Source organism: Tenacibaculum ascidiaceicola (assembly GCF_047470925.1).
GTDB lineage: Bacteria > Bacteroidota > Bacteroidia > Flavobacteriales > Flavobacteriaceae > Polaribacter > Polaribacter discolor.
Genome location: NZ_JAZKJP010000012.1, coordinates 211,226 through 233,026, shown reverse-complemented (window position 1 = coordinate 233,026; position 21,801 = coordinate 211,226). Strand labels below are relative to the sequence as shown.

Genomic DNA, 21,801 nt, shown 5'->3' with positions numbered 1-21,801 from the left:
TATAAGGTGTTTAATCACTTAGTAAGCAAAGCTTAAAAACAACAACTATAATGATAAATAAAAAAGTAAATAACGTACAAGAAGCATTAGAAGGGGTACAAGATGGAATGACCTTTATGTTAGGTGGTTTCGGTTTATGTGGAATACCTGAAAATGCTATTGCTGAGTTAGTAAAAATAGGAGTAAAAGAAGTTACTTGTATTTCTAACAACGCAGGAGTTGATGATTTTGGCTTAGGGTTGTTATTACAAAATCGTCAAATAAAGAAAATGATTTCTTCTTACGTAGGAGAAAATGATGAATTTGAACGTCAAATGTTATCTGGTGAGCTAGAGGTAGAGTTAACACCACAAGGAACTTTAGCAGAAAAATGTAGAGCAGCACAAGCAGGTTTTCCAGCATTTTATACCCCAGCGGGTTATGGAACAGAGGTAGCAGAAGGAAAAGAAACTCGCGAGTTTGACGGAAAAATGTATGTGTTAGAACCAGCATTTAAAGCAGACTTTGCGTTTGTGAAAGCATGGAAAGGAGATGCCGCTGGAAACTTAATTTTTAAAGGAACTTCAAGAAACTTTAACCCAAATATGTGTGGAGGAGCTACAATAACAGTTGCAGAAGTTGAGGAGTTAGTCCCAGTAGGAGAACTAGATCCAAATCAAATTCATATTCCAGGAATTTTTGTACAACGCATTTTCCAAGGAGAAAAGTATGAGAAGAGAATTGAACAACGAACTGTAAGACAAAGAAGCTAGTTATGTTAGATAAAAACGGAATAGCGAAGAGAATCGCAAAAGAAGTAAAAAACGGATATTATGTAAATCTTGGTATCGGAATACCAACATTAGTAGCCAACTTTGTTCGTGATGATATTGAAGTAGAATTTCAATCAGAAAATGGAGTGCTAGGTATGGGACCTTTTCCTTTTGAAGGAGAAGAAGATGCTGATGTTATTAATGCGGGAAAACAAACTATAACTACGTTACCAGGAGCAAGTTTTTTTGATTCTGCTACTAGTTTTTCAATGATTCGAGGTAAACATGTTCACCTAACTATTTTAGGAGCTATGGAAGTAGCTGAGAATGGAGACATAGCTAACTGGAAAATACCAGGAAAAATGGTAAAAGGTATGGGAGGAGCAATGGATTTAGTAGCTTCTGCCGACAATATTATTGTAGCGATGATGCATACCAATAAAAGAGGAGAATCGAAACTGCTTAAAAAATGTTCATTACCATTAACAGGTGTAGGTTGTGTAACAAAAATTGTAACAAACCTAGCGGTATTAGAAATTAAAGACAATAAATTTCACTTATTAGAAAGAGCTCCAGGAGTATCTGTAGAAGAAATTCAAGCAGCTACAGAAGGAACTTTAGTAGTCGAAGGTGACATTCCAGAAATGGATATTTAACAAAATTATAGGATTAAAAAAAGACGTAAAGCACTATGCTTTACGTTTTTGTATTTTTAAAAGTAGATGAAAATAATCTCATACAACGTAAACGGAATTAGAGCAGCATTAAAAAAAGGATTTATCGATTGGTTACAAGCAGCAAATCCTGATGTAATATGTATTCAAGAAACCAAAGCACACAAAGAACAATTAGATGTAACAGAGTTTGAAAACGCAGGCTATCCACATCATTTTTGGTTTTCAGCAGAAAAAAAAGGGTATTCATCAGTTGCAATTTTCTGTAAAGAAGAACCAAAACATGTAGAGTACGGAACAGGAATTGAATCAATGGACTTTGAAGGAAGAAATCTTCGTGTAGATTTCGATGAGGTATCTGTAATGAGTATGTATTTGCCTTCTGGAACTAATAGTGCTCGACTAGACTATAAATTCAACTACATGGATGAAATCTTAGCGTATGCTACTGAGTTAAGAAAAGAAATTCCTAACTTAGTTATTTGTGGAGATTATAACATTTGTCATGAAGAAATAGATATCCACAACCCAAAAATGAAAGGTGTATCTGGTTTTTTACCAGAAGAACGAGAGTGGTTAGGAAAATTTATTAATAGTGGATTTATTGATAGTTTCCGTCACTTACATCCAGAAAAGCAAGAATATTCTTGGTGGAGCTACCGAGCAAATGCAAGAGCAAATAACAAAGGTTGGCGTATTGATTACAACATGGTAACCGAACCATTAAAAGACAAAATTTCAAGAGCATATATTTTACCAGAAGCAAAACATTCAGATCATTGCCCAATTGCTGTTGAATTAGATTTATAAAACCAAAATGAAGAAATTACTAACACTACTCCTTTTTACAACTTCAATTTTTGCGCAACAACCTGTTGATAGCTTATTCGTAGCTAAAGACAGTGTTAATGTTGTAGTAAGCGATTCTATAAATCCAACACAAAACCAAGAGCTATTTTCTACGGAAGATTTAAAGATGATTGATAGTTTACTAATTGAAGAAAAGTTTAACTCATCGTTGTTTGACAGTATTCAGTATGTAATTAATGATAAAGACATTTTAGGTAATACAACCACAATTCTTACGACCGACTTATTAAAGAAAAGGCTACAAGATTTAAATGTAAAAACACCATTTCATTTAGAATACAATCCTGCGTTGGAAAAAGTAATTAACAGTTATTTAAAGTATCGTAAAAAATACTATCCAGCCTTAATGGCTCGTGCTCAATATTATTTTCCAATGTTTGAGCAATACCTAGATCAATATGATATTCCGTTAGAAATGAAATATTTAGCTATTGTTGAGTCAGCGTTAAGGCCAGACGCACGATCTTGGGTAGGAGCTACAGGCTTATGGCAGTTTATGTATGGGACAGGAGTTCAGTTTGATTTGAAAGTGAATTCATATGTAGATGAACGTCAAGATCCTGTGAAATCAACAAAAGCAGCCTGTCAATACTTAAGTCAACTATATAAAATTTTTGGTGATTGGGATTTAGCCTTAGCTGCATACAACTCAGGACCAGGAAATGTATCAAAAGCGATAAAGCGTTCGGGAGGATATAAGAACTACTGGAATATTCGTCCATTTTTACCTCGTGAAACAGCAGGTTATGTACCAGCATTTTATGCTACAATGTATATTTTTGAATACGCAGAAAAACATCACATTTACCCAGAAGCACCAAAAATTTTCAACTTTGAAACAGATACGGTTCGTGTAAAAAGAACCATTAGTTTTGATCAGATTTCAGAAAAAACAGGAATCGATTCTGATTTATTAGCGTTCTTGAATCCATCGTATAAACTAGATATTATTCCGTATGTAAAAGAAAAAAATTATGCAGTTCGACTACCTCGAAGAAACTTAATGGACTTCTTAGAAAAGGAAAAAGAAATATATGCTTTAGCAAACGAAGATGATGCTAAAAGAGAAAAGCCATTACCAAAATACTTCGAAATGGATAAACGTATTCGTTACAGGGTTCGAAGTGGAGACTATTTAGGTAAAATAGCTAATAAATTCGGGGTGCGAGTAAGTGATATTAAACGTTGGAATGGTTTACGCACACATCACTTAAAAATAGGTCAAAGATTAAGTGTTTATCCTAAAAGAATGGCTGTTCCAAAAAAAGTTTCGAAGAAAAAATATAAAACACCAACAGGCAAGCATGAGGTGTATGTTGTTAAAGAAGGAGATTCATTATGGACCATTTCAAAAAAGTATCCATCAGTTTCTGTTGAAGAAATTAAAAAATGGAACAATATTTGGAGTGTTAAAAGTTTGAAACCAGGAATGAAACTTAAAATTTTTAAAAGTTAAAAAACAACTACTAAACACCATAAACTATGAATAAACTAATAGCATTATTTGCCCTAATTTTTATAACAGTTTCGTGTAAAAATAATGGAGGAAAAAGCGACTATGTTTTACCAACATCAAACGGAAATACCAATAAAATATTGGTAGTGATTAAAGGAAATGATTGGGAAGGTAAAATTGGTGACGAAATCCGTTCTGTTTTTGGAGAACACCAAGTAGGTTTACCGCAACCAGAAACACTACTTTCAGTAGGTCAAATAGACCCTGTCGGGTTTAATGGATTTATGAGGCATGCAAAAGCCGTTTTAATTCTTAGAGAAGGAGAGAAAGAAAAAATTGAAGTAGAAAAAAATAAATATGCTGAACCTCAAATATTAGTTTACGCGACAGCCAAAAGCAAAGGAGATTTGGTAGATTTAATTCGTAACAGAGGAAAAGAAATAATTAAGTTATTTAAAGATGAAGATGTAAAGTTTACTCAAAGAATCTTTAAAAAAGAAAAACTAGATGAAACTCAATTCAAAACAATTAAAAATTTAGGAATTACATTAACCATTCCTGAAAGATTTAAACTAGTTGAAGATACAGGAGGCTTTTTATGGTTACGCCAACATTTAAAAAGCGGAATTGCTAGAGGAGATGGAACTAACAATATTTTAATATATAGTTATCCATTAGAAGATGAAAGTAAAGTAGCCGATAATATTACAAGAATGAGAGATGCAATCGGTAAAAAATATATTCCTGGAAGTAAAGAAGGTATGCATATGATTACTGAACAAGCGTATACACCATTTACTTTTGATGCAGAGATTGATGGAAAAAAGGCCTTTGAAACAAGAGGTAAATGGGAAGTGAAAAATGATTTCATGGCAGGACCATTTATTAACTATACAGTAATTGATAAAGAAAATAAGCGTGTTATTGTATTTGAAGGATTTACTTACGCTCCATCAGTAAATAAAAGAGATTTTATCTTTGAGCTAGAAGCGATAGCAAAATCGTTAAAAATTAAGTAAGAAGAACATTACTTCATAAGAAACAAGTAAAAGCATTAAACGTAAGTTTGGTGCTTTTTTTTCGTTATATTTAATTGATAACCAAAACTTTATAGTCTTATGAGATTTAATTTTTTAATTACAGCAATTGCTGCATTAGTACCTATGGTAATGGGTTTTATTTGGTACGGACCTATGTTATTTAAGAATGCATGGATGAAAGAGGTCGGTTTTACCGATGAATCTATGAAAGGTTCAAATATGGGGCTCATTTTTGGTTTAGCTTATGTGTTTAGTTTTTTGTTAGCTTTTATCTTACAAACATTAGTAATCCATCAATGGGGGGTACAATCAACCCTAATGGGAGAGCCAGGTTTCGTTGAACAAACAGGGGGAGCATATGCCTACTTTCAGGAGTTTATAGCCAACTTTGGAGACCGATTTAGAACATTTAAACATGGGGCGTTACATGGAACTATGATAGGTTTACTAATTGGTTTACCTATTTTAGCTACACAAGCATTATTTGAAAGAAAAAGTGTTAAGTATGTAGCTATTAATGCTGGTTATTGGATTATTACATTAGCCTTAATGGGAGGAGTAATTTGTCAATGGGCATAACTGATTTATTTAAAAAAGATAAATTTAAAAGCATCAATTTTTAAAATTGATGCTTTTTTATGTAACAAAAAACTGTTAGAAAAGACAAATAAGATAGTCAACCAAATACATAACCAAATGATTGCACATTTTTTTAAGTTAGAGTGGAAGCAGTTTTTTCGCTCTTCTTATTTCGGAAAAAGTATTGCACTAAAAATTGTTATGGGCTTTTTTGCCCTGTATATGCTAGTTTCATTTTTAATGATAGGAATAGGAGGATATTTTTTTATTAAGAAAGAATATCCAAATACAGATCCACTATTATTTGTTAATGGATTTCTTATTTTTTTACTACTAGGAGATTTAGTTTTTCGTTATTTAATGCAAAAACTACCAGTACTAAACATCAAGCCATTTTTAAATTTACCTGTTAAAAAAGAAAAGTTAGTTCATTTTGTATTAGGTAAATCAGCTTTATCATTTTTCAATATAATGCCGCTGTTTTTTTACGTGCCTTTTTCAATAGTACTAATAGGTGAAGGTTATGATATTATGGGGGTTTTAGGATGGTTGTTTTTAATGCTAATGTTAGTGTTAAGTGCTAACTATGTAAATTTTCTAATCAACAAAAATAATTATGCGTTAGGTGTTATGATAGCTGTGCTTGGAGTGTTGTTTTTTGCAAATAAATACCAGCTATTTAACGTAAACGACATATTTGCACCTGTTTTTCAATCAGTATATAATTTTCCTGCTTTGGCATTAATAGGAGTGGTTCTATTGATAGGTTTATATTATGTAAACTTTAAACTATTAAGAGAAAAAGTATATTTAGATGATGCCATAAAAAGTAAAGAAGAAGTAGCTAAAGAGTCAAATTTATCTTTTGTTGATAGACTAGGAGATGTAGCACCATTTATAAAAAATGATATCCGTCAAATATGGAGAAATAAACGAACTAAAACAGTGTTTTTTATGTCGTTTTTATTTCTTTTCTATGGAACGATTTTCTTTGGGGAAGAAACTTATCGAGAAAAAATGCCAGCTTTCTTAGTATTTGCAGCAATTTTTGTAACAGGAGGTTTTACACTAAACTATGGTCAGTTCATCCCAGCATGGGATAGTGAGTATTATAAAATGCTTATGAGTCAAAACATTCGTTATAGAAAGTTTTTAGAAAGTAAGTGGTATTTAATGGTTGTAGTATCAGGAGTGTTATACCTTTTAAGTATTCCTTATGTTTATTTCTACGGATTAGATATTTTTTTAATGATAACCGCTGGGGCAATATTTAATATCGGGTTTAATTCACTCTTTTTGTTATTTGCAGGTTCTTTTAACCGAAAACGTATAGACCTAAATAAAAGTGGATTTTCAAATTATCAAGGAACTAGCGCAACACAATTTTTAATAATAATTCCAATAATGGGAATTCCTATGTTCCTATTCTGGATTTTCAACAAGTTTGTTAGCTTTAATGCTGGAGTTTTAGCAATTGCTATTGCAGGAGTACTAGCATTAGCGTTCAAAAATTACTTTATGAATTTTATAGAAAAAAGATACATTAAAAGCAAGTACGCAGTAATACATGCATTCAGCCAAAAATCATAACCAACCAAAAAACTAAACAAAATGATATCTATAAATAACATTTCAAAAACATACGGAACTACACAAGTCTTAAATTTAGAAGAATTAAAAATTCCTAGCGGACAATCTTTTGGGCTAGTAGGAAATAATGGAGCAGGAAAAACGACGCTATTTAACCTGTTGTTAGATTTAATTAGACCAACTACAGGAGAAATTATAAATAATGAAGTTACTGTAAATAAAAGTGAAAATTGGAAGACGTTTACAGGGTCGTTTATAGATGAAACTTTTTTAATTGGGTATTTAACACCTGAAGAATATTTTGATTTTGTTGGGGACTTACGTGGAATGAATAAAGCTGATGTAAAAGGGTTTTTAGCTCAATTTGATGAGTTTTTTAATGATGAAATTTTAGGAAAGAAAAAGTATTTACGAAGCTTAAGTAAAGGAAATCAGAAAAAGGTAGGTATTGTTGCTGCAATGATGGGGAATCCGCAGGTGATAATTTTAGACGAACCTTTCGCTAATTTAGACCCTACAACACAAATTCGATTAAAAAAAATAATTAAAAAACTAACAGAAAATAATGATGTAACCGTACTAGTTTCTAGTCACGATTTAAGTCATGTAACTGAGGTTTGCGAACGTATTGTAGTTTTAGATAAAGGAAATGTTGTGAAGGACATAAATACGTCGCAAGAAACCCTACAAGAATTAGAAAGCTATTTTTCTGCATAAAACAAGGTGAAAATCATCTTATAATTATTATTTTTACCTCTTTACGTACAAAAAACACAATTATTACGTTGTTGTACTGTAAAAGTAATAGTATATGAAAAAAGGGGTAAAGATAATAGTATTCAGTGTTTTAGCAGCTATCGTGTATTCGTGTAGTGTTAAAAAGGATGCTTTTTTAAATAGAAATTACCATGCTGTTACCACCAAATACAATGTGCTTTTTAACGGTGAGCAAGCGTATTTAAAAGGACTTGAAGAAATTCAAGAAAAGCACGAAGACAATTTCTGGAAACGCTTGCAAATAGAGCCTATAACTTTTGATGAAAGTAAATTAACTACAAAAGTACTAAATCCAGGTACAGGTTTTAGAGCAGACGAAGAAGAAGAAAATAAGAATTTAACACACTTTGAAAAAGCAGAGGAAAAAGCAATAAAAGCAGTTCAAACTCATTCAATGAACATTAATGGTTATGAAAGAAATAGCCAGATAGATGATGCTTATTTATTACTAGGGAAATCAAGATACTATACTCAACGCTTTATTCCGGCATTAGAAGCTTTTAATTATGTAATAGTTAACTATCCAAAGGCTGATTTAAACTACGAAACAAAAATTTGGAGAGCGAAAGCAAACATTCGTTTAGGGAATGAAAAAAGAGCCATAGAAACATTAATGCTGTTGTTAGATGTTTTAGATGAGAAAGAAAAAATAAACAAATCGGTAAAAGAGCAAGCTTACACAGCTATGGCTATGGCTTATGAGCAAACAGATACCATCCAAAAAATGGTAGATTATCTAAAGTTAGCTACTAGAACATATTATAATAGAGAACAATCAGCTCGAAACATGTTTGTTTTAGGACAAGTTTACAGCGAATTAGATAGAAAAGATTCAGCAAGAATGGTGTTTCGAAAATTATCAGAATTTAAAAGAGCACCAGACAAGTTCCGTATTCGAGCAAATATAGAACTTGCTAAAAATACACCAAATGATTCAACATCAATATTAATGTTGGCGAGGTTAAGAAAACTGATTAAAAATTCAGATAACCGAAAGTTTTTAAATGAATTATACTACCAAGCAGGGGTAATTCAAGAAGGAAGAAATAACCCTGAAGCAGCAGCAGAATATTATAAAAAGTCTTTACAAGCAAAGCATAATAACAATTATCAAAAAACATATGCGTATGAACGCTTGGCAAACATGGCTTTTGAAAAAGAGAATTACTTGTTAGCAGGCTCGTATTATGATAGTGTAATGCAAGTGGTTTCTAAAGAGTTTGATCAAGAAAAAAGAATCCGTAGAATTCGAAGAAAAAATAAAGGGCTTACAACTCTAAGAAAATACGAGGAAACTGTTAAAAATAACGACAGTATTCTTAGTTTGGTAGCAATGACACCAGATGAAAGAACTTCTTTTTTTGAAGCATATGTTGAAAAAATAAAAAAAGAAGACGAAGAAAAGAGACAACAAATACTTAATGCTCAAAATTTCGGAAGTGGTTTTGGAGGAGGAGCATCCATAAATAATAATACCAATAAAGGAAAGTGGTATTTTTACAATACGCAAGCACTTGGTTTTGGAAGAGCAGAATTTCAAAAAATATGGGGAACACGTCCTTTAGAAGATAACTGGAGATTGTCAGATAAATCTATAAGCGTTGCAGATGATGTAACTGACGATACTGATGGAAACAAAGTAAATAAGAGGTATGAACTTTCAACATATCTGGATGCAATTCCTACAGATGAAAAAGTTATTAGTAACTTAGTTGAAGAACGTAATGACGCATTATACCAATTAGGGTTAATTTATAAAGAGCAGTTTACAAATGCTACACTAGCTATTAAGAACCTAGAGCGTTTAAGTGAGGTTAGAACAGATAATAAGCTAGAATTACCAATAAGCTATCACTTGTACCAGATATATAAAAAGCAAGGAGATGTAGCTAAGGCAAATGAGTATAAGAATATTATTTTACAGAAGTATCCAGAAACAAGTTTTGCTCAGATAATTTTAAACCCTGATAAAAAACTTACAGAAGAAAAAAAAGAAGATGAGGTTTTAAATAAGTATAAAGAAATATACTATTTATACAAAGAAAATAAGTTTGAAGAGGTTGTTAATGAGATAGATAATTTTTCAACTACACTCAAGAATTCAAATTTAATCCCTAAATTTGCGCTCCTAAAAGCCTTGGCTATAGGTAAATATCAAGATAAAGATACCTATAAAAAAGCATTAGAGTTTGTTGCGGTTAGTTATGCAACTACTCAAGAAGGTAAGAAAGCAAAAGAAATCATAGAACAATTAAATAAAACATAAACACCCTTAAATTCCCCGAATATGTTTGGTAAAGAGAGTAAAAAAACAGGAGAAAACAAAGTTGCAGAGAGAAACATTATAGGAAAAAACACTAAAATTACTGGAGAAATAATTTCTGAAGGAGATTTTAGAATCGACGGAACCCTAGAAGGAACTATAGAAACTAATGGTAGAGTAATTATTGGTAGTACTGGTTTAATTAAAGGAAAAGTAGAGTGTACTAACGCTGATGTAGAAGGAGAGTTTTCAGGAGAGTTATTTGTATCAAATACATTAACAGTAAAATCTTCAGCAAACATTACAGGAGATGTAGTTATAGGAAAGCTATCTGTAGAGCCAGGAGCAGAATTCAATGCTACTTGTGCCATGAAAGGAGCGGTAAAAGAATTAAACAAGAATGAGCAAGGACTCAAAGAAAAATCCGCTTAATAAATACATACGATTCACAGGAATCGCACTTCAAATGGGACTAACTATTTACCTAGGAAGTTTACTAGGTGAATGGTTAGACCAAAAATACCCAAACGATAATCAACTTTACGTAAAAATTTGTACACTTGTAGCGGTTTTCGGAGCTATGCTTTCGGTAATTATACAAGTAACCAATTTAACAAAAAACGATGATTAAACGAATTATAATTTTTACTATAGTTGTAGCTGCATTAGCTGCTTTAGGATTCTTTGTTAATAATTATTTCATAGAAAAAAACACGGTTAGTTTATCTTTTTCGTTACTATCAGTATATGTATTCAATTTAATTGCTTCTTTAGTAACTTATATTGCAGTAGAAATAGTAATAAATTACCTACCGAATGAAACAGGTTACTTGTATCTTGGTTTAATGTTAGTAAAATTCGGAGTTTTTATTTTGTTATATCAAGATTCTATTTTTTCTGAAACAGGTTTAACTAAACCTGAAAAAGTTTCAATACTACTTCCTATTCTTACTTTTTTATTAGTGGAAGCTATTGGTGTTTCAAAGTTGTTGAATAATAGATAGTTTACTGTTTTTTGAAGTCTTTAGAAGACTCAGGAAAACTAAATAAAAAAACCGTTTGTAGTTTTAATTTATTGTGTACCTTTGCACGGAAATTTAGAGACCATAATTCTATATTTAGTAAGGTATGATGATAGCAAAAAAACCTATCTATTTTTTAACGGTACTAGCAATAGTATTTAGTTCATTTACAGCATTCGCTGGAGGAGGTGATACTTCAAACGGAGGTCAGATTAATACACGAGAGCAAATTGATGGATACATTAAACATCACTTAGCAGATTCACATGATTTTACATTGTTTTCGTATACAAACGATGCAGGAGAGCGTAAACATGTTGGTTTTCCATTGCCTGTAATTGTCTGGACAAGTCAAGGGTTAAAAACCTTTATGTCTTCTGAATTTCACCACAATGATGACGGTCATGTTGTTGTTGAAAAAGGTGGAGTAAAACTTACTAAAATTCACAGTAAAATATACGAGTTAAACGAAGGAGAAACAGCAGTTGCTTTTGACGAGACTCACCATGCTACCAATGCGCACAAGGTGTTAGATTTTTCTATAACTAAGAGTGTATTTGGTATGTTGTTCGTAGGATTGTTAATGTTGTTAGGTTTTGGTTCGTTAGCTAAAAGTTATAAAAAAGGAGCAATTCCAACAGGGGTTGGTCGTGTATTAGAACCTTTAGTGCTTTATGTAAGAGATGAAATAGCAAAGCCTAATATCGGTGAAAAAAAATACATGAAGTTTATGCCTTATTTGTTAACAGTATTCTTCTTTATTTGGATATTGAACTTGTTAGGATTAACTCCTTTTGGATTTAACGTAACAGGACAAATAGCAGTAACGGTATGTTTAGCATTGTTTACGTTGGTAATCTATTTGACAAATGGTAGCAAAGATTTCTGGGCACACACATTATGGATGCCTGGTGTACCGGTAATTTTAAGACCAATTTTAGCAGTAATCGAATTGATTGGATTTATATTAATTAAACCTTTCTCTTTATTAGTGCGTTTATTCGCAAACATTACAGCAGGTCACTTCGTAGTAATGAGCTTAATAGCATTAATGATTACATTAAAAAATCAGTTCGGTGCTGTAGGTTCAACAAGTATTTCATTGTTGTTGGCATTATTTATCACAGTAATTGAAATTTTAGTAGCGTTTTTACAAGCATTTATTTTTACAATGCTATCGTCATTATTTATTGGTATGGCGGTTGAAGAACACGAGCATCATTAATTTAGAATAAGAATTTGTTTAATTATATATAAATCAATCAGTATGTACAATTTAATTGGAGCAGGATTAATCGTTATCGGAGGAGGATTAGGATTAGGTAAAATTGGTGGTAGTGCAATGGAAGCTATCGCACGTCAACCAGAAGCAGCTAATAAAATCCAAACAGCGATGATCATTATCGGAGCATTATTAGAAGGATTAGCATTTGGTGCTTTAATCTTAGGAAAATAATTCCGAAACAAAACAGAAGTAAAACATTTTCCTGTAACGGTTGGTTACAGGAAATGTTTTCAAATTAAACAAAAAACAAACAGTAAAAAGATTAAATTTCATATACAATGGATCAGTTAATAAATGATTTTTCTCCAGGGCTATTTGCTATGCAAGCATTAATATTAGTAATATTACTAGTTTTATTGTTCAAATTCGCATGGAAACCAATTATGGCTGCTTTAACAGAACGTGAAGAAGGTATTCAAAATGCATTAGATCAAGCAGAAAATGCTCGTAAAGAAATGCAAAACTTACAAGCTGATAACGAGCGTTTATTAAAAGAAGCAAGAGCTGAGAGAGATGCGATGATGAAGGAAGCACGTGAAATTAAAGATAAAATCATTGCTGATGCAAAACAAGAAGCTGAAGAGCAAACATCTACTATGGTAGAGAATGCAAAAGCTACTATTAAGCAAGAGCAACAAGCAGCAATCGCTGAGTTAAAGAAGAAAGTTGGAGATTTATCTATCGAAATAGCTCAAAAGGTTGTAAGAAAAGAATTAGCTTCACAAGACGATCAATTAAAGCTTGTAGAAGGAATGTTAGAAGAGGTTACTTTAAACTAATCAGTAGATGAAAGAATCAAGAGCAGCACTACGTTACGCAAAGGCAGTTTTAAACTTAGCTAAAGATTCAGGAAGCGAAACTTTAGTAAACGATAACATGAAGTTAATCGTTGATACAATTGCTGAGAGCGATGATTTAGATGTTATGCTTAAAAGTCCTGTAATCAAAGCTGCAGATAAACGTAAGGTTTTAAATGCGCTTTTTGGTGATAAAGTAGATAACATAGTAAAAGGGTTATTTAACTTATTAGAGGAAAATAAGCGTATGGTAATGTTAGAGTCTATTGCTAAGCAATATGCTGTTATATACGATTACCACAAGAACATCAACGTAGCTAAAGTTACTACAGCAGTAGCTTTAACAAAAGAGTTAGAAGATAAAATACAAGCTAAAATTGTTGCCCTTACAGGAAACAATGCAAGTATTGAGAATATAGTAAATCCTGATATTTTAGGAGGATTTATCTTACGAGTTGGAGATGTGCAGTACGATGCAAGTATCTCTAGCCAATTTAATGAGTTAAGGAGAGAGTTTGACAACGGTCATTACATTCCAAAAATTTAATTATACATCAAAAGAAATAAGATGGCAGCAATTAAACCAGCTGAAGTATCAGCAATTTTAAAGGAACAATTAACAAATTTTGAGTCTAAGGCTTCATTAAACGAAGTAGGGACAGTATTACAAGTAGGTGATGGTATTGCACGTGTTTATGGATTATCTAACGTACAATACGGAGAATTAGTAGAATTCGATAACGGATTAGAAGGTATCGTATTAAACTTAGAAGAAGATAATGCAGGTGTTGTATTATTAGGAGCTTCTACTTCAGTAAGAGAAGGATCTACTGTGAAACGTACAGAAAGAATTGCTTCTTTAAAAGCTGGAGAAGGAATCGTAGGGCGTGTTGTTAACACATTAGGACAACCAATAGATGGTAAAGGACCAATTCAAGGTGAAACTTTCGAAATGCCTTTAGAGCGTAAAGCACCAGGGGTTATCTTCCGTGAGCCTGTAACTGAGCCAATGCAAACAGGTATCAAATCTATCGATGCAATGATTCCAGTTGGTCGTGGTCAACGTGAGTTAATCATTGGAGACCGTCAAACAGGTAAATCAACTGTTGCTATTGATACTATCTTAAACCAAAGAGAATTTTATGATGCAGGACAGCCAGTGTACTGTATCTATGTAGCTATCGGTCAAAAAGCTTCAACAGTAGCAGCTATTGCTAATATGTTAGAAGATAAAGGAGCGTTAGCATATACAACTATTGTTGCTGCAAATGCATCTGATCCAGCTGCAATGCAAGTATACGCACCATTTGCAGGAGCTGCAATTGGAGAATATTTCCGTGATACTGGTAGACCAGCTTTAATTGTTTATGATGATTTATCTAAACAAGCTGTTGCTTACCGTGAAATTTCATTATTATTAAGAAGACCACCAGGACGTGAGGCATATCCTGGAGATGTATTCTACTTACACTCAAGATTATTAGAGCGTGCTGCAAAAGTTATCAATGACGATAAAATTGCAAGTGAAATGAATGATTTACCAGATTCTTTAAAAGGAATTGTAAAAGGTGGAGGTTCTTTAACTGCATTACCAATTATTGAAACACAAGCAGGAGACGTTTCAGCATATATTCCAACAAACGTAATCTCAATTACTGATGGTCAGATATTCTTAGAGTCTGATTTATTCAACTCAGGGGTTCGTCCAGCGATTAACGTAGGTATCTCTGTATCACGTGTAGGAGGATCTGCTCAGATTAAATCAATGAAAAAAGTATCTGGTACTTTAAAGTTAGATCAAGCTCAGTACCGTGAATTAGAAGCATTCGCTAAGTTTGGTTCTGATTTAGATGCAGCTACTTTAAATGTAATTGAAAAAGGTAAGCGTAACGTTGAGATCTTAAAGCAAGCTCAAAACGACCCTTATACCGTAGAAGATCAGGTAGCTATTATCTATGCAGGTTCTAAGAACTTGTTAAAAGATGTACCTGTAAACAAGGTAAAAGAATTCGAAAAAGATTATTTAGAGTATTTAAATGCGAAGCACAGAGATACTTTAGATACTTTAAAAGCAGGAAAATTAACTGATGAAGTAATTGATACTTTAAGAGACGCTGCAAAAGAAGTTTCAGCTAAATTTTCAGCTTAATAAAAACAAAAAAAGGCATCCCCGCATTACAATGCGGGGGTTTTATAAATTTTAAGTTCAATTAAATGGCAAACTTAAAAGAAATACGTAACAGAATTACTTCGATTAAATCAACAATGCAGATCACCTCTGCCATGAAAATGGTATCGGCTGCAAAGTTGAAAAAAGCTCAAGATGCAATTACAGCAATGCGCCCGTATTCATCTAAGCTTACTGAATTATTACAAAGCTTAAGTGCTACATTAGATAGCGATGCAGGTGGAGTATATTCAACAGAAAGAGAAGTAAACAAAGTATTGTTAGTTACTGTAACTTCTAATAGAGGTTTATGTGGAGGTTTTAACTCATCTATTATCAAAGAAACAGTTAAAACTATTAATGAAAAATATAACGATGCTACTGTTGATTTATTAACGATTGGTAAAAAAGGAAACGATATTTTATCAAAAGAATATACAGTTATTGAAAATAGAAGTAATATTTTTGATGACTTAACTTTTGAAAACGTTGCTCAAGTTGCTGAACAGTTAATGAATTTATTTGTAGATGGTTCTTATGATAAAATAGAGATCATTTACAACAGATTTAAAAACGCAGCGACTCAAATACCACAGGTAGAGCAATTCTTACCAATTCAACCTGTAGAAGGAGAATCAAATGCTAATTTAGATTACATCTTTGAGCCTTCTAAAGAAGAAATCATTTTAGAGTTAATTCCTAAGTCATTAAAGACACAATTATACAAGGCAATTCGTGATTCATTTGCTGCCGAACACGGTGCTCGTATGACTGCAATGCATAAAGCAACTGATAATGCTACGGAATTACGTGATGAGTTATTATTAACTTATAACAAAGCACGTCAAGCTGCTATTACAAACGAAATCTTAGAGATCGTTGGTGGAGCAGAAGCTTTAAATAATTAAGAATGACTAATTTCGAACCTCAATTTTTAAACTTAATAACTATGAAAAAATTATTTAAAACAACATTACTATTATTTATTGGATTGACTATTTCTTCTTGTTCTAGTAATGAAGACAATTTAAAAACTGCAAGTGAAATTAGAATGACAATTAACGGAAATGAAGTAGTATTTGATAATGTTATTGTAAACAAATTATCAGGAGAAGAAGGAACTTCAATATCGGTATCAGGAAGCGTTGGAGTAAAAACAGATAAGATTTTGAATTTCTATTTTTATACTTCTGAAGTTGGAGCAGATGCATTAAGTCATGTAACTTATACAGTAGATGGTTATACTTATGGAAATACAGCTGGTACATGTGGTGATTCTGTGTATAGTAGTAGTATTTCAAATATTACTAATGTAAATGATGGTTCAATAATTTCAGGAAACTTTTCTGGAACTTTTGAGGAATGTAATAATGATTCTGTTGAAAAATTAGTGATTACAAATGGATCTTATAATGTAATATATTAAAACGTATTCAAAGAGTATTGAAACAAAAAAGGTTGTCTATTAAGACAACCTTTTTATTTTGTATTATTTTTCCTCTACTCAAAATCAGATGATAAATAATAGTTTTCTAAGGTTACTGGAAATAAATCATTTTCAAAAAACTGATTCATAATTCTTGTGGTAACAGGGCTAATACCAGTACTTATTCCATCTACCTCATGAGGGTATGTCATATTTGAAGAATGGTTGTAACCAATAGTATGACCTATTTCATGTGCTGTTATAAAACCAGTTTCTTTACGAATATAATCTCTTAGTACATGTTCAGCTAAACCAAAGGTTGCACCACCACCTAAACCAGAAACATTAACAACCTTACCACAGTTATAACGTGTTTTGTTTAAAATAATGTTATAAGCTCCTTTCTTTTCGTTTTCTGTTAAAGCAGTTGTGCCATCATTTCCTATAATATTTTCACTAATAAATTCATTTTTAAAATTATCAGAAGCAAAAACAACACCAAGGTTAATCATTAATCCTGTGAATCGACGGATGTCTTTTGCAGTAATATCTTCAGCCCAATTGTTATCTGGATTGTTGTCTGTATCAAAATCGTGATATTTTATCGTCCATTTTAGTTTATTTAAACCTTTAAGCCTTTGGATAATTTCGTTATCACCAGTAAAATCAAAAACAATATTACTAGGGTCTATACCTGTATCTTTAAAAATTGAAAGATCAACTTCTTGATTACTTGTATTTAAAAATAAGGAAGAGTTGTTTATAAAAGGGTAGTTAATTTCTTGCTTACCATGGGCTCTTATTTTATCAATTTTAAATAATTTAATAGGTTTATGAAAACCTTCAGCTTCAATCGTAGCTGTAATAGTTATATCTTCTATATCTATTGGGGCGAAATTAGCAACCTCAATAGTTTTATTATCAATTGGCTTAACTCTTATTACTTTACTTATTTCGTACACACGAGATTCTGAAGTCATTACTTCTTGAGGTTCTCCGTCTTGAAACATCAAGCTAGAATTGGTTTCAGAATCAAAAGAGTAAGTTTTAAGCTCAACGTTAGGGATACTTTCTTTATCACTACATGAAAGGAATAAAAAAATAGAACAAACTAAAGTTTTAAATAATAGTTTCATTTTTGAAAAATTTGGGGGTTATTTTTCGCGAATATAAACCTTACAAATCATTAGTTTCTGAAAGTTTAACAAAACAACTTCAAATTTATTTTACCAAGTGTCATTTACATATTAATTAAGTAAATCAAGCAGAAACCAAACTGTTGTTAGTTCTAGGCTTTTTAGAATTGTTTTTGACTAAGTATAGATAAACCATTAGCGGTATTAATCCGTGAGGAAGTCTATATATTGTTAAGTATAAATACTGATGCATAATACTTAAAGAAAAATCATAATGAAAGCCACTAAGAATTCTTGCTAAAGCAGTTACAATACCCCAAAAGCATGCATATAACAAGGCTGCTTTTGAAAGTTTAGGAATAAATATAGCAATAGCAATAATGAAATCTATAACACCAGCTACAAATAATAGGTTCTTAGCCATTTCTTCTTGTACAGGAAGTATATTCAAGGTCATGGTAACGAAATTACCTGGTAATGGATAAAAAACACCAATAGCGTACATTCCATGACAAGTGAAAGCTAATGCAATAAAAACTTTTAGGTAAAAAAGTAAGATAGGTGTGTTTTTGTGTTTTAAGAAATATAATAAAGCGATTGGAACTCCAAACTGAATGGTGTGTTCAAAAAACATTATAAGGTGATAAAACTTGTTTTTTGTAATCATTAAAGCTAAAAAAACTAAACTTACCGCGCCTAATTTTAAAATGTTACTCATCCATTTTTTTGAGTTTTCATTTATTAAAATTGAAATAACAGCACAAACTAGATATAAAACACCAATGCTTCTGGTTAAAACTTGGATAGCAAAATCAGTATTTAGGTTAGTGACATATGATTGCCAACTAGTGTCAAAAAGAAAATTAACAACAGGCTCCAATAAATGCTGATCCCAAAAAAAGCTTCGGTACGGCGCATCCCAAAATAAATGCTGGTAAGCTCTGCCAAAAAAAATAAAAAAAGAACAGAATTTTAAAAAAGTAAGAAGGGTTTTAGTGTTCATAAATTAAGGTTTAAACAAAAGTAAAAATAGGGGGTATGTAGTTTGTTAAAATAAGATTAGTAAACTATAAAACAATAGTTAGGTTAAAGTTAATCAGGTTATTATATAATTAATTATAATAAAAATAACCTATTAAATTGAAAGGGAAAAAATATATTTGTGTAACTAACTATTAAACTTTAAAGTCCCTCACAATGAAAAAAATTATTTTAACACTGTTATTATTAGCAGTTCTTAGTACTTATGCCTCTAATGATAAGTACCGATTAATCATCACAGACAATCCGGCAACAACCATTATGATCGGCTGGAATCAAATTTCAGGATCTAACCCAGTTGTATACTATGGAACGACAGATAATGGAACTAACTGGTCAAATTATCCAAATTCAAAATCTGTAGATCGCTCAGTTTCTTATAAAGGAATGAGTAATACTTTTGCCAAATTAACTGGATTAAGTCCTAATACCAACTATTATTTTGTAATTAAAGATAGCCAAGGGGTAAGCAGTCGTTTTTGGTTTAAAACAGCTCCAAATACCAATGATAAAATGTCGTTTATTGCTGGAGGAGATTCAAGAAACAATAGAACACCGAGAAGAGATGCTAATTTGTTAGTTTCTAAATTAAAGCCAACAGCAGTGTTTTTTGGTGGAGATATGACTAACGGAGACTCTAGTTCTGAATGGCAAGACTGGTTTAATGATTGGCAATATACCACAGCAAATGACGGAAGAATGTTTCCTATTGTACCAACGAGAGGAAATCACGAAGGTTCAAATAATAGTATTTATAACCTGTTTAATGTTCCTTCAACAAGTGTTTATTACGACATAACTTTTGGAAATAATTTATATACAATTTATACGTTGAATTCAGAGATTTCAGCAGGAGGAACTCAGTATTCATGGTTAAGTCAAAAATTAAATACAAATAGTTCTATTTGGAAATCTGCTCAATATCACAAACCTATGCGCCCACATGTATCGTCAAAATCAGAAGGAAATGATGAATATTCTAGTTGGTCTCAATTATTTTATGATAAAGGAGTGAATTTAGTATTTGAATCGGACTCTCATACCGTAAAAACAACATGGCCAGTAAAACCTTGTTCTAGTGGAAGTAATTGTGATGAGGGATTTGTTAGAGATGATGTTAGCGGAACCGTTTATGTAGGAGAAGGTTGTTGGGGAGCACCTTTACGATCATCGAATGATTCAAAAAACTGGACAAGAGACGCGAGTACCTTTAATCAGTTTAAATGGATTTTTGTTGAAGAGTCTAAAATAGAAGTTCGAACAATTAAGGTAGATAATGCGAGTAGTGTAGGTTCGGTTTCAAACCAAAACCCATTCACAATACCATCTAATTTAGATATATGGAACCCATCTAATGGAAGTGTAGTAACAATTATAAGTAGTAACGTTAGCTATCCAGAAGTTACAATTACAAACCCAGTATCAGGTTCATCACATACAGTAAATACTCCATTAACAATCTCAGCTACTGCGACAGATAGTGATGGAACAATTTCTAGTGTTAAGTTTTATGTAAATAACACTTTAGTAGGTACAAATACAAATACTCCATACTCTTTTAACTGGATACCTACAATTGATAACCAATCATATATAATTAAAGTAAAGGCTACAGATAATGACGGATACGAAACTAGTTCTGAAGAAGTTTCTGTTTTTGTAGGAGATGTTTCTAAGACGGTTACATCAACAATTAATAGTACCAATGATGATGCTGAACAATATGAGTCGTCAGGAACAATGTATATGAACAGTTCTGATTTAGAATTAGTGTATGATGGAAGTTCCAAAGGAAATCAACATGTAGGGTTACTATTTAGAAATTTAAACGTACCAGCTAATGCTACGGTAACGAATGCGTATATACAATTTACTACCGATGAAACGAATTCTGGAAGTACATCACTGTCAATAAAAATTCAAGATTCATCAAATGCACCAGATATGACTTCCCAAAGTTATAATATTACTTCAAGAAGTTATTATAATCAATCAGTTGCTTGGAGTCCTAGTTCATGGAGTTCAGTTGGAGCTTCGGGGACAGCACAAAGAACTCCAGATTTAAAATCTCTGGTACAATATGTTGTGAACAGATCTAATTGGGCAACTGGTAATTCAATGATGTTTTATATTTCAGGAACAGGAGAACGAACAGCAGAGTCATACGATGGAAGTAGCGCGAGTGCACCCAAATTAGTGGTTACTTATAGCATAGGGAACCCTGATGATGGAGATGGAGGAGGAGAAATCCCAAAATGTGAGGATGTAAGCGTGACAATTATTTTCGATAAGTATTCTTCAGAAACTTCTTGGAGTTTAAAGGATAGTACAGGGCAAACTGTAATGAGTGGAGATAATTATACTCAAGGAAATGGAGAATCTATTACTGTATCAAAATGCTTGCCGGTAGGGTGTTATGATTTTACAATTAATGATACATATGGTGATGGTATTTGCTGTAGTTATGGAAGCGGTTCGTATGAAATAACAAATAATAATGGAGATGTATTAGCTTCAGGAGGAAGCTTTGGGTCTTCGGAGACTAAACAGGTTTGTTTAAATACTAACACTTCTGCAAAAACACAATTAAGAAGCCAAGAAAAAGAAGAAACAAATACTTCAGGAATGAGTATTTATCCAAATCCAGCTGTTGATAGGATTTATATTAAAGGAGGAAAAAATACAGTTTTGTGGACCGCGAAAATAATAGACGTATCAGGAAGAAAAGTAATAGAAGCACCTGTAATTAATAATTCAATAGATGTTTCTACAGTTTCAAGTAACTCAATTTACATTGTTGAAATATATGATGAACTAGGACAAAAGAAACTTTCTGAAAAGATAATGAAGAGATAAATAAAAAGTTTAAATGAAAAAGAACTTGTTAATTAGTTCTTTTTCATTATATTAGTTCCAGTTTAAATTA

The 21,801-nt window shown here is 32.0% G+C and carries 22 protein-coding genes; 20 read left to right on the top strand and 2 right to left on the bottom strand.

Features of this window, described 5'->3' with window-relative positions; all coding sequences use genetic code 11:
• The first annotated feature begins 50 nt into the window (after positions 1 to 50).
• The 19 genes from VBY68_RS13135 (at position 51) to VBY68_RS13045 (ending at position 16,698) form a co-directional block, all read left to right on the top strand.
• Positions 51 to 752, top strand: a complete 702-nt coding sequence (locus VBY68_RS13135) for a CoA transferase subunit A (RefSeq protein ID WP_415269987.1) — start codon at positions 51 to 53, stop codon at positions 750 to 752.
• Positions 753 to 754: 2 nt separating this feature from the next.
• Complete coding sequence (locus tag VBY68_RS13130; RefSeq protein WP_099215013.1) at positions 755 to 1,408, top strand: 3-oxoacid CoA-transferase subunit B; 654 nt, start codon at positions 755 to 757, stop codon at positions 1,406 to 1,408.
• Between the two features lie 66 nt (positions 1,409 to 1,474).
• Complete coding sequence (locus VBY68_RS13125; protein ID WP_099215014.1) at positions 1,475 to 2,236, top strand: exodeoxyribonuclease III; 762 nt, start codon at positions 1,475 to 1,477, stop codon at positions 2,234 to 2,236.
• Positions 2,237 to 2,243: 7 nt separating this feature from the next.
• Complete coding sequence (locus VBY68_RS13120) at positions 2,244 to 3,752, top strand: lytic transglycosylase domain-containing protein (protein ID WP_415269986.1); 1,509 nt, start codon at positions 2,244 to 2,246, stop codon at positions 3,750 to 3,752.
• A gap of 26 nt (positions 3,753 to 3,778) precedes the next feature.
• Positions 3,779 to 4,771, top strand: a complete 993-nt coding sequence (locus VBY68_RS13115; RefSeq protein WP_415269985.1) for a DUF4837 family protein — start codon at positions 3,779 to 3,781, stop codon at positions 4,769 to 4,771.
• Between the two features lie 99 nt (positions 4,772 to 4,870).
• On the top strand, positions 4,871 to 5,371 hold the full coding sequence (locus VBY68_RS13110; RefSeq protein ID WP_415269984.1) for a DUF1761 domain-containing protein: 501 nt from the start codon (positions 4,871 to 4,873) through the stop codon (positions 5,369 to 5,371).
• Between the two features lie 117 nt (positions 5,372 to 5,488).
• The gene (locus tag VBY68_RS13105) at positions 5,489 to 6,961 is read left to right on the top strand and encodes a DUF5687 family protein (RefSeq protein ID WP_415269983.1); all 1,473 of its coding nucleotides are present in this window, start codon (positions 5,489 to 5,491) and stop codon (positions 6,959 to 6,961) included.
• Between the two features lie 21 nt (positions 6,962 to 6,982).
• Positions 6,983 to 7,678, top strand: a complete 696-nt coding sequence (locus VBY68_RS13100; RefSeq protein WP_415269982.1) for an ABC transporter ATP-binding protein — start codon at positions 6,983 to 6,985, stop codon at positions 7,676 to 7,678.
• 94 nt (positions 7,679 to 7,772) lie between these two features.
• Positions 7,773 to 10,004 carry a type IX secretion system periplasmic lipoprotein PorW/SprE gene (gene porW, locus VBY68_RS13095; RefSeq protein WP_415269981.1) on the top strand — a complete coding sequence of 744 codons (2,232 nt, stop codon included), beginning with the start codon at positions 7,773 to 7,775 and terminating at the stop codon, positions 10,002 to 10,004.
• A gap of 21 nt (positions 10,005 to 10,025) precedes the next feature.
• Positions 10,026 to 10,433 carry a bactofilin family protein gene (locus VBY68_RS13090; protein ID WP_099215020.1) on the top strand — a complete coding sequence of 136 codons (408 nt, stop codon included), beginning with the start codon at positions 10,026 to 10,028 and terminating at the stop codon, positions 10,431 to 10,433.
• The gene (locus VBY68_RS13085) at positions 10,402 to 10,632 is read left to right on the top strand and encodes an AtpZ/AtpI family protein (protein ID WP_099215021.1); all 231 of its coding nucleotides are present in this window, start codon (positions 10,402 to 10,404) and stop codon (positions 10,630 to 10,632) included. Before VBY68_RS13090 ends, VBY68_RS13085 begins: the two co-directional genes overlap by 32 nt.
• A complete protein-coding gene (locus VBY68_RS13080) occupies positions 10,625 to 11,005 on the top strand; it encodes a DUF6168 family protein (protein ID WP_099215022.1) in 381 nt (126 codons plus the stop codon). Before VBY68_RS13085 ends, VBY68_RS13080 begins: the two co-directional genes overlap by 8 nt.
• A gap of 124 nt (positions 11,006 to 11,129) precedes the next feature.
• Positions 11,130 to 12,248, top strand: a complete 1,119-nt coding sequence (gene atpB / locus VBY68_RS13075) for a F0F1 ATP synthase subunit A (RefSeq protein ID WP_415269980.1) — start codon at positions 11,130 to 11,132, stop codon at positions 12,246 to 12,248.
• 42 nt (positions 12,249 to 12,290) lie between these two features.
• Positions 12,291 to 12,479 (top strand): hypothetical protein, encoded by a 189-nt coding sequence (locus VBY68_RS13070; protein WP_099215024.1) that lies wholly within the window; start codon positions 12,291 to 12,293, stop codon positions 12,477 to 12,479.
• Between the two features lie 107 nt (positions 12,480 to 12,586).
• Complete coding sequence (locus tag VBY68_RS13065; RefSeq protein WP_099215025.1) at positions 12,587 to 13,087, top strand: F0F1 ATP synthase subunit B; 501 nt, start codon at positions 12,587 to 12,589, stop codon at positions 13,085 to 13,087.
• Positions 13,088 to 13,094: 7 nt separating this feature from the next.
• Positions 13,095 to 13,652 (top strand): ATP synthase F1 subunit delta, encoded by a 558-nt coding sequence (gene atpH / locus VBY68_RS13060; protein ID WP_099215026.1) that lies wholly within the window; start codon positions 13,095 to 13,097, stop codon positions 13,650 to 13,652.
• A 21-nt stretch (positions 13,653 to 13,673) separates the two neighbouring features.
• Positions 13,674 to 15,254: a F0F1 ATP synthase subunit alpha gene (atpA, locus tag VBY68_RS13055; protein ID WP_099215027.1), complete on the top strand. Its 1,581-nt coding sequence runs from the start codon at positions 13,674 to 13,676 to the stop codon at positions 15,252 to 15,254.
• Positions 15,255 to 15,319: 65 nt separating this feature from the next.
• A complete protein-coding gene (atpG, locus tag VBY68_RS13050) occupies positions 15,320 to 16,180 on the top strand; it encodes an ATP synthase F1 subunit gamma (protein WP_121146540.1) in 861 nt (286 codons plus the stop codon).
• Between the two features lie 41 nt (positions 16,181 to 16,221).
• On the top strand, positions 16,222 to 16,698 hold the full coding sequence (locus VBY68_RS13045; protein ID WP_415269979.1) for a hypothetical protein: 477 nt from the start codon (positions 16,222 to 16,224) through the stop codon (positions 16,696 to 16,698).
• A gap of 74 nt (positions 16,699 to 16,772) precedes the next feature.
• On the opposite strand, the gene VBY68_RS13040 is transcribed toward VBY68_RS13045, so the two are convergent.
• Both VBY68_RS13040 and VBY68_RS13035 read right to left on the bottom strand, forming a co-directional pair.
• Positions 16,773 to 17,834 (bottom strand): zinc metalloprotease, encoded by a 1,062-nt coding sequence (locus tag VBY68_RS13040; protein WP_121146541.1) that lies wholly within the window; start codon positions 17,832 to 17,834, stop codon positions 16,773 to 16,775.
• A gap of 124 nt (positions 17,835 to 17,958) precedes the next feature.
• Positions 17,959 to 18,837, bottom strand: a complete 879-nt coding sequence (locus VBY68_RS13035; RefSeq protein WP_273694092.1) for a hypothetical protein — start codon at positions 18,835 to 18,837, stop codon at positions 17,959 to 17,961.
• Between the two features lie 194 nt (positions 18,838 to 19,031).
• On the opposite strand from VBY68_RS13035, the gene VBY68_RS13030 reads away from it, so the two are divergent.
• Positions 19,032 to 21,731 carry an Ig-like domain-containing protein gene (locus tag VBY68_RS13030; RefSeq protein WP_415269978.1) on the top strand — a complete coding sequence of 900 codons (2,700 nt, stop codon included), beginning with the start codon at positions 19,032 to 19,034 and terminating at the stop codon, positions 21,729 to 21,731.
• Positions 21,732 to 21,801: the final 70 nt, after the last annotated feature.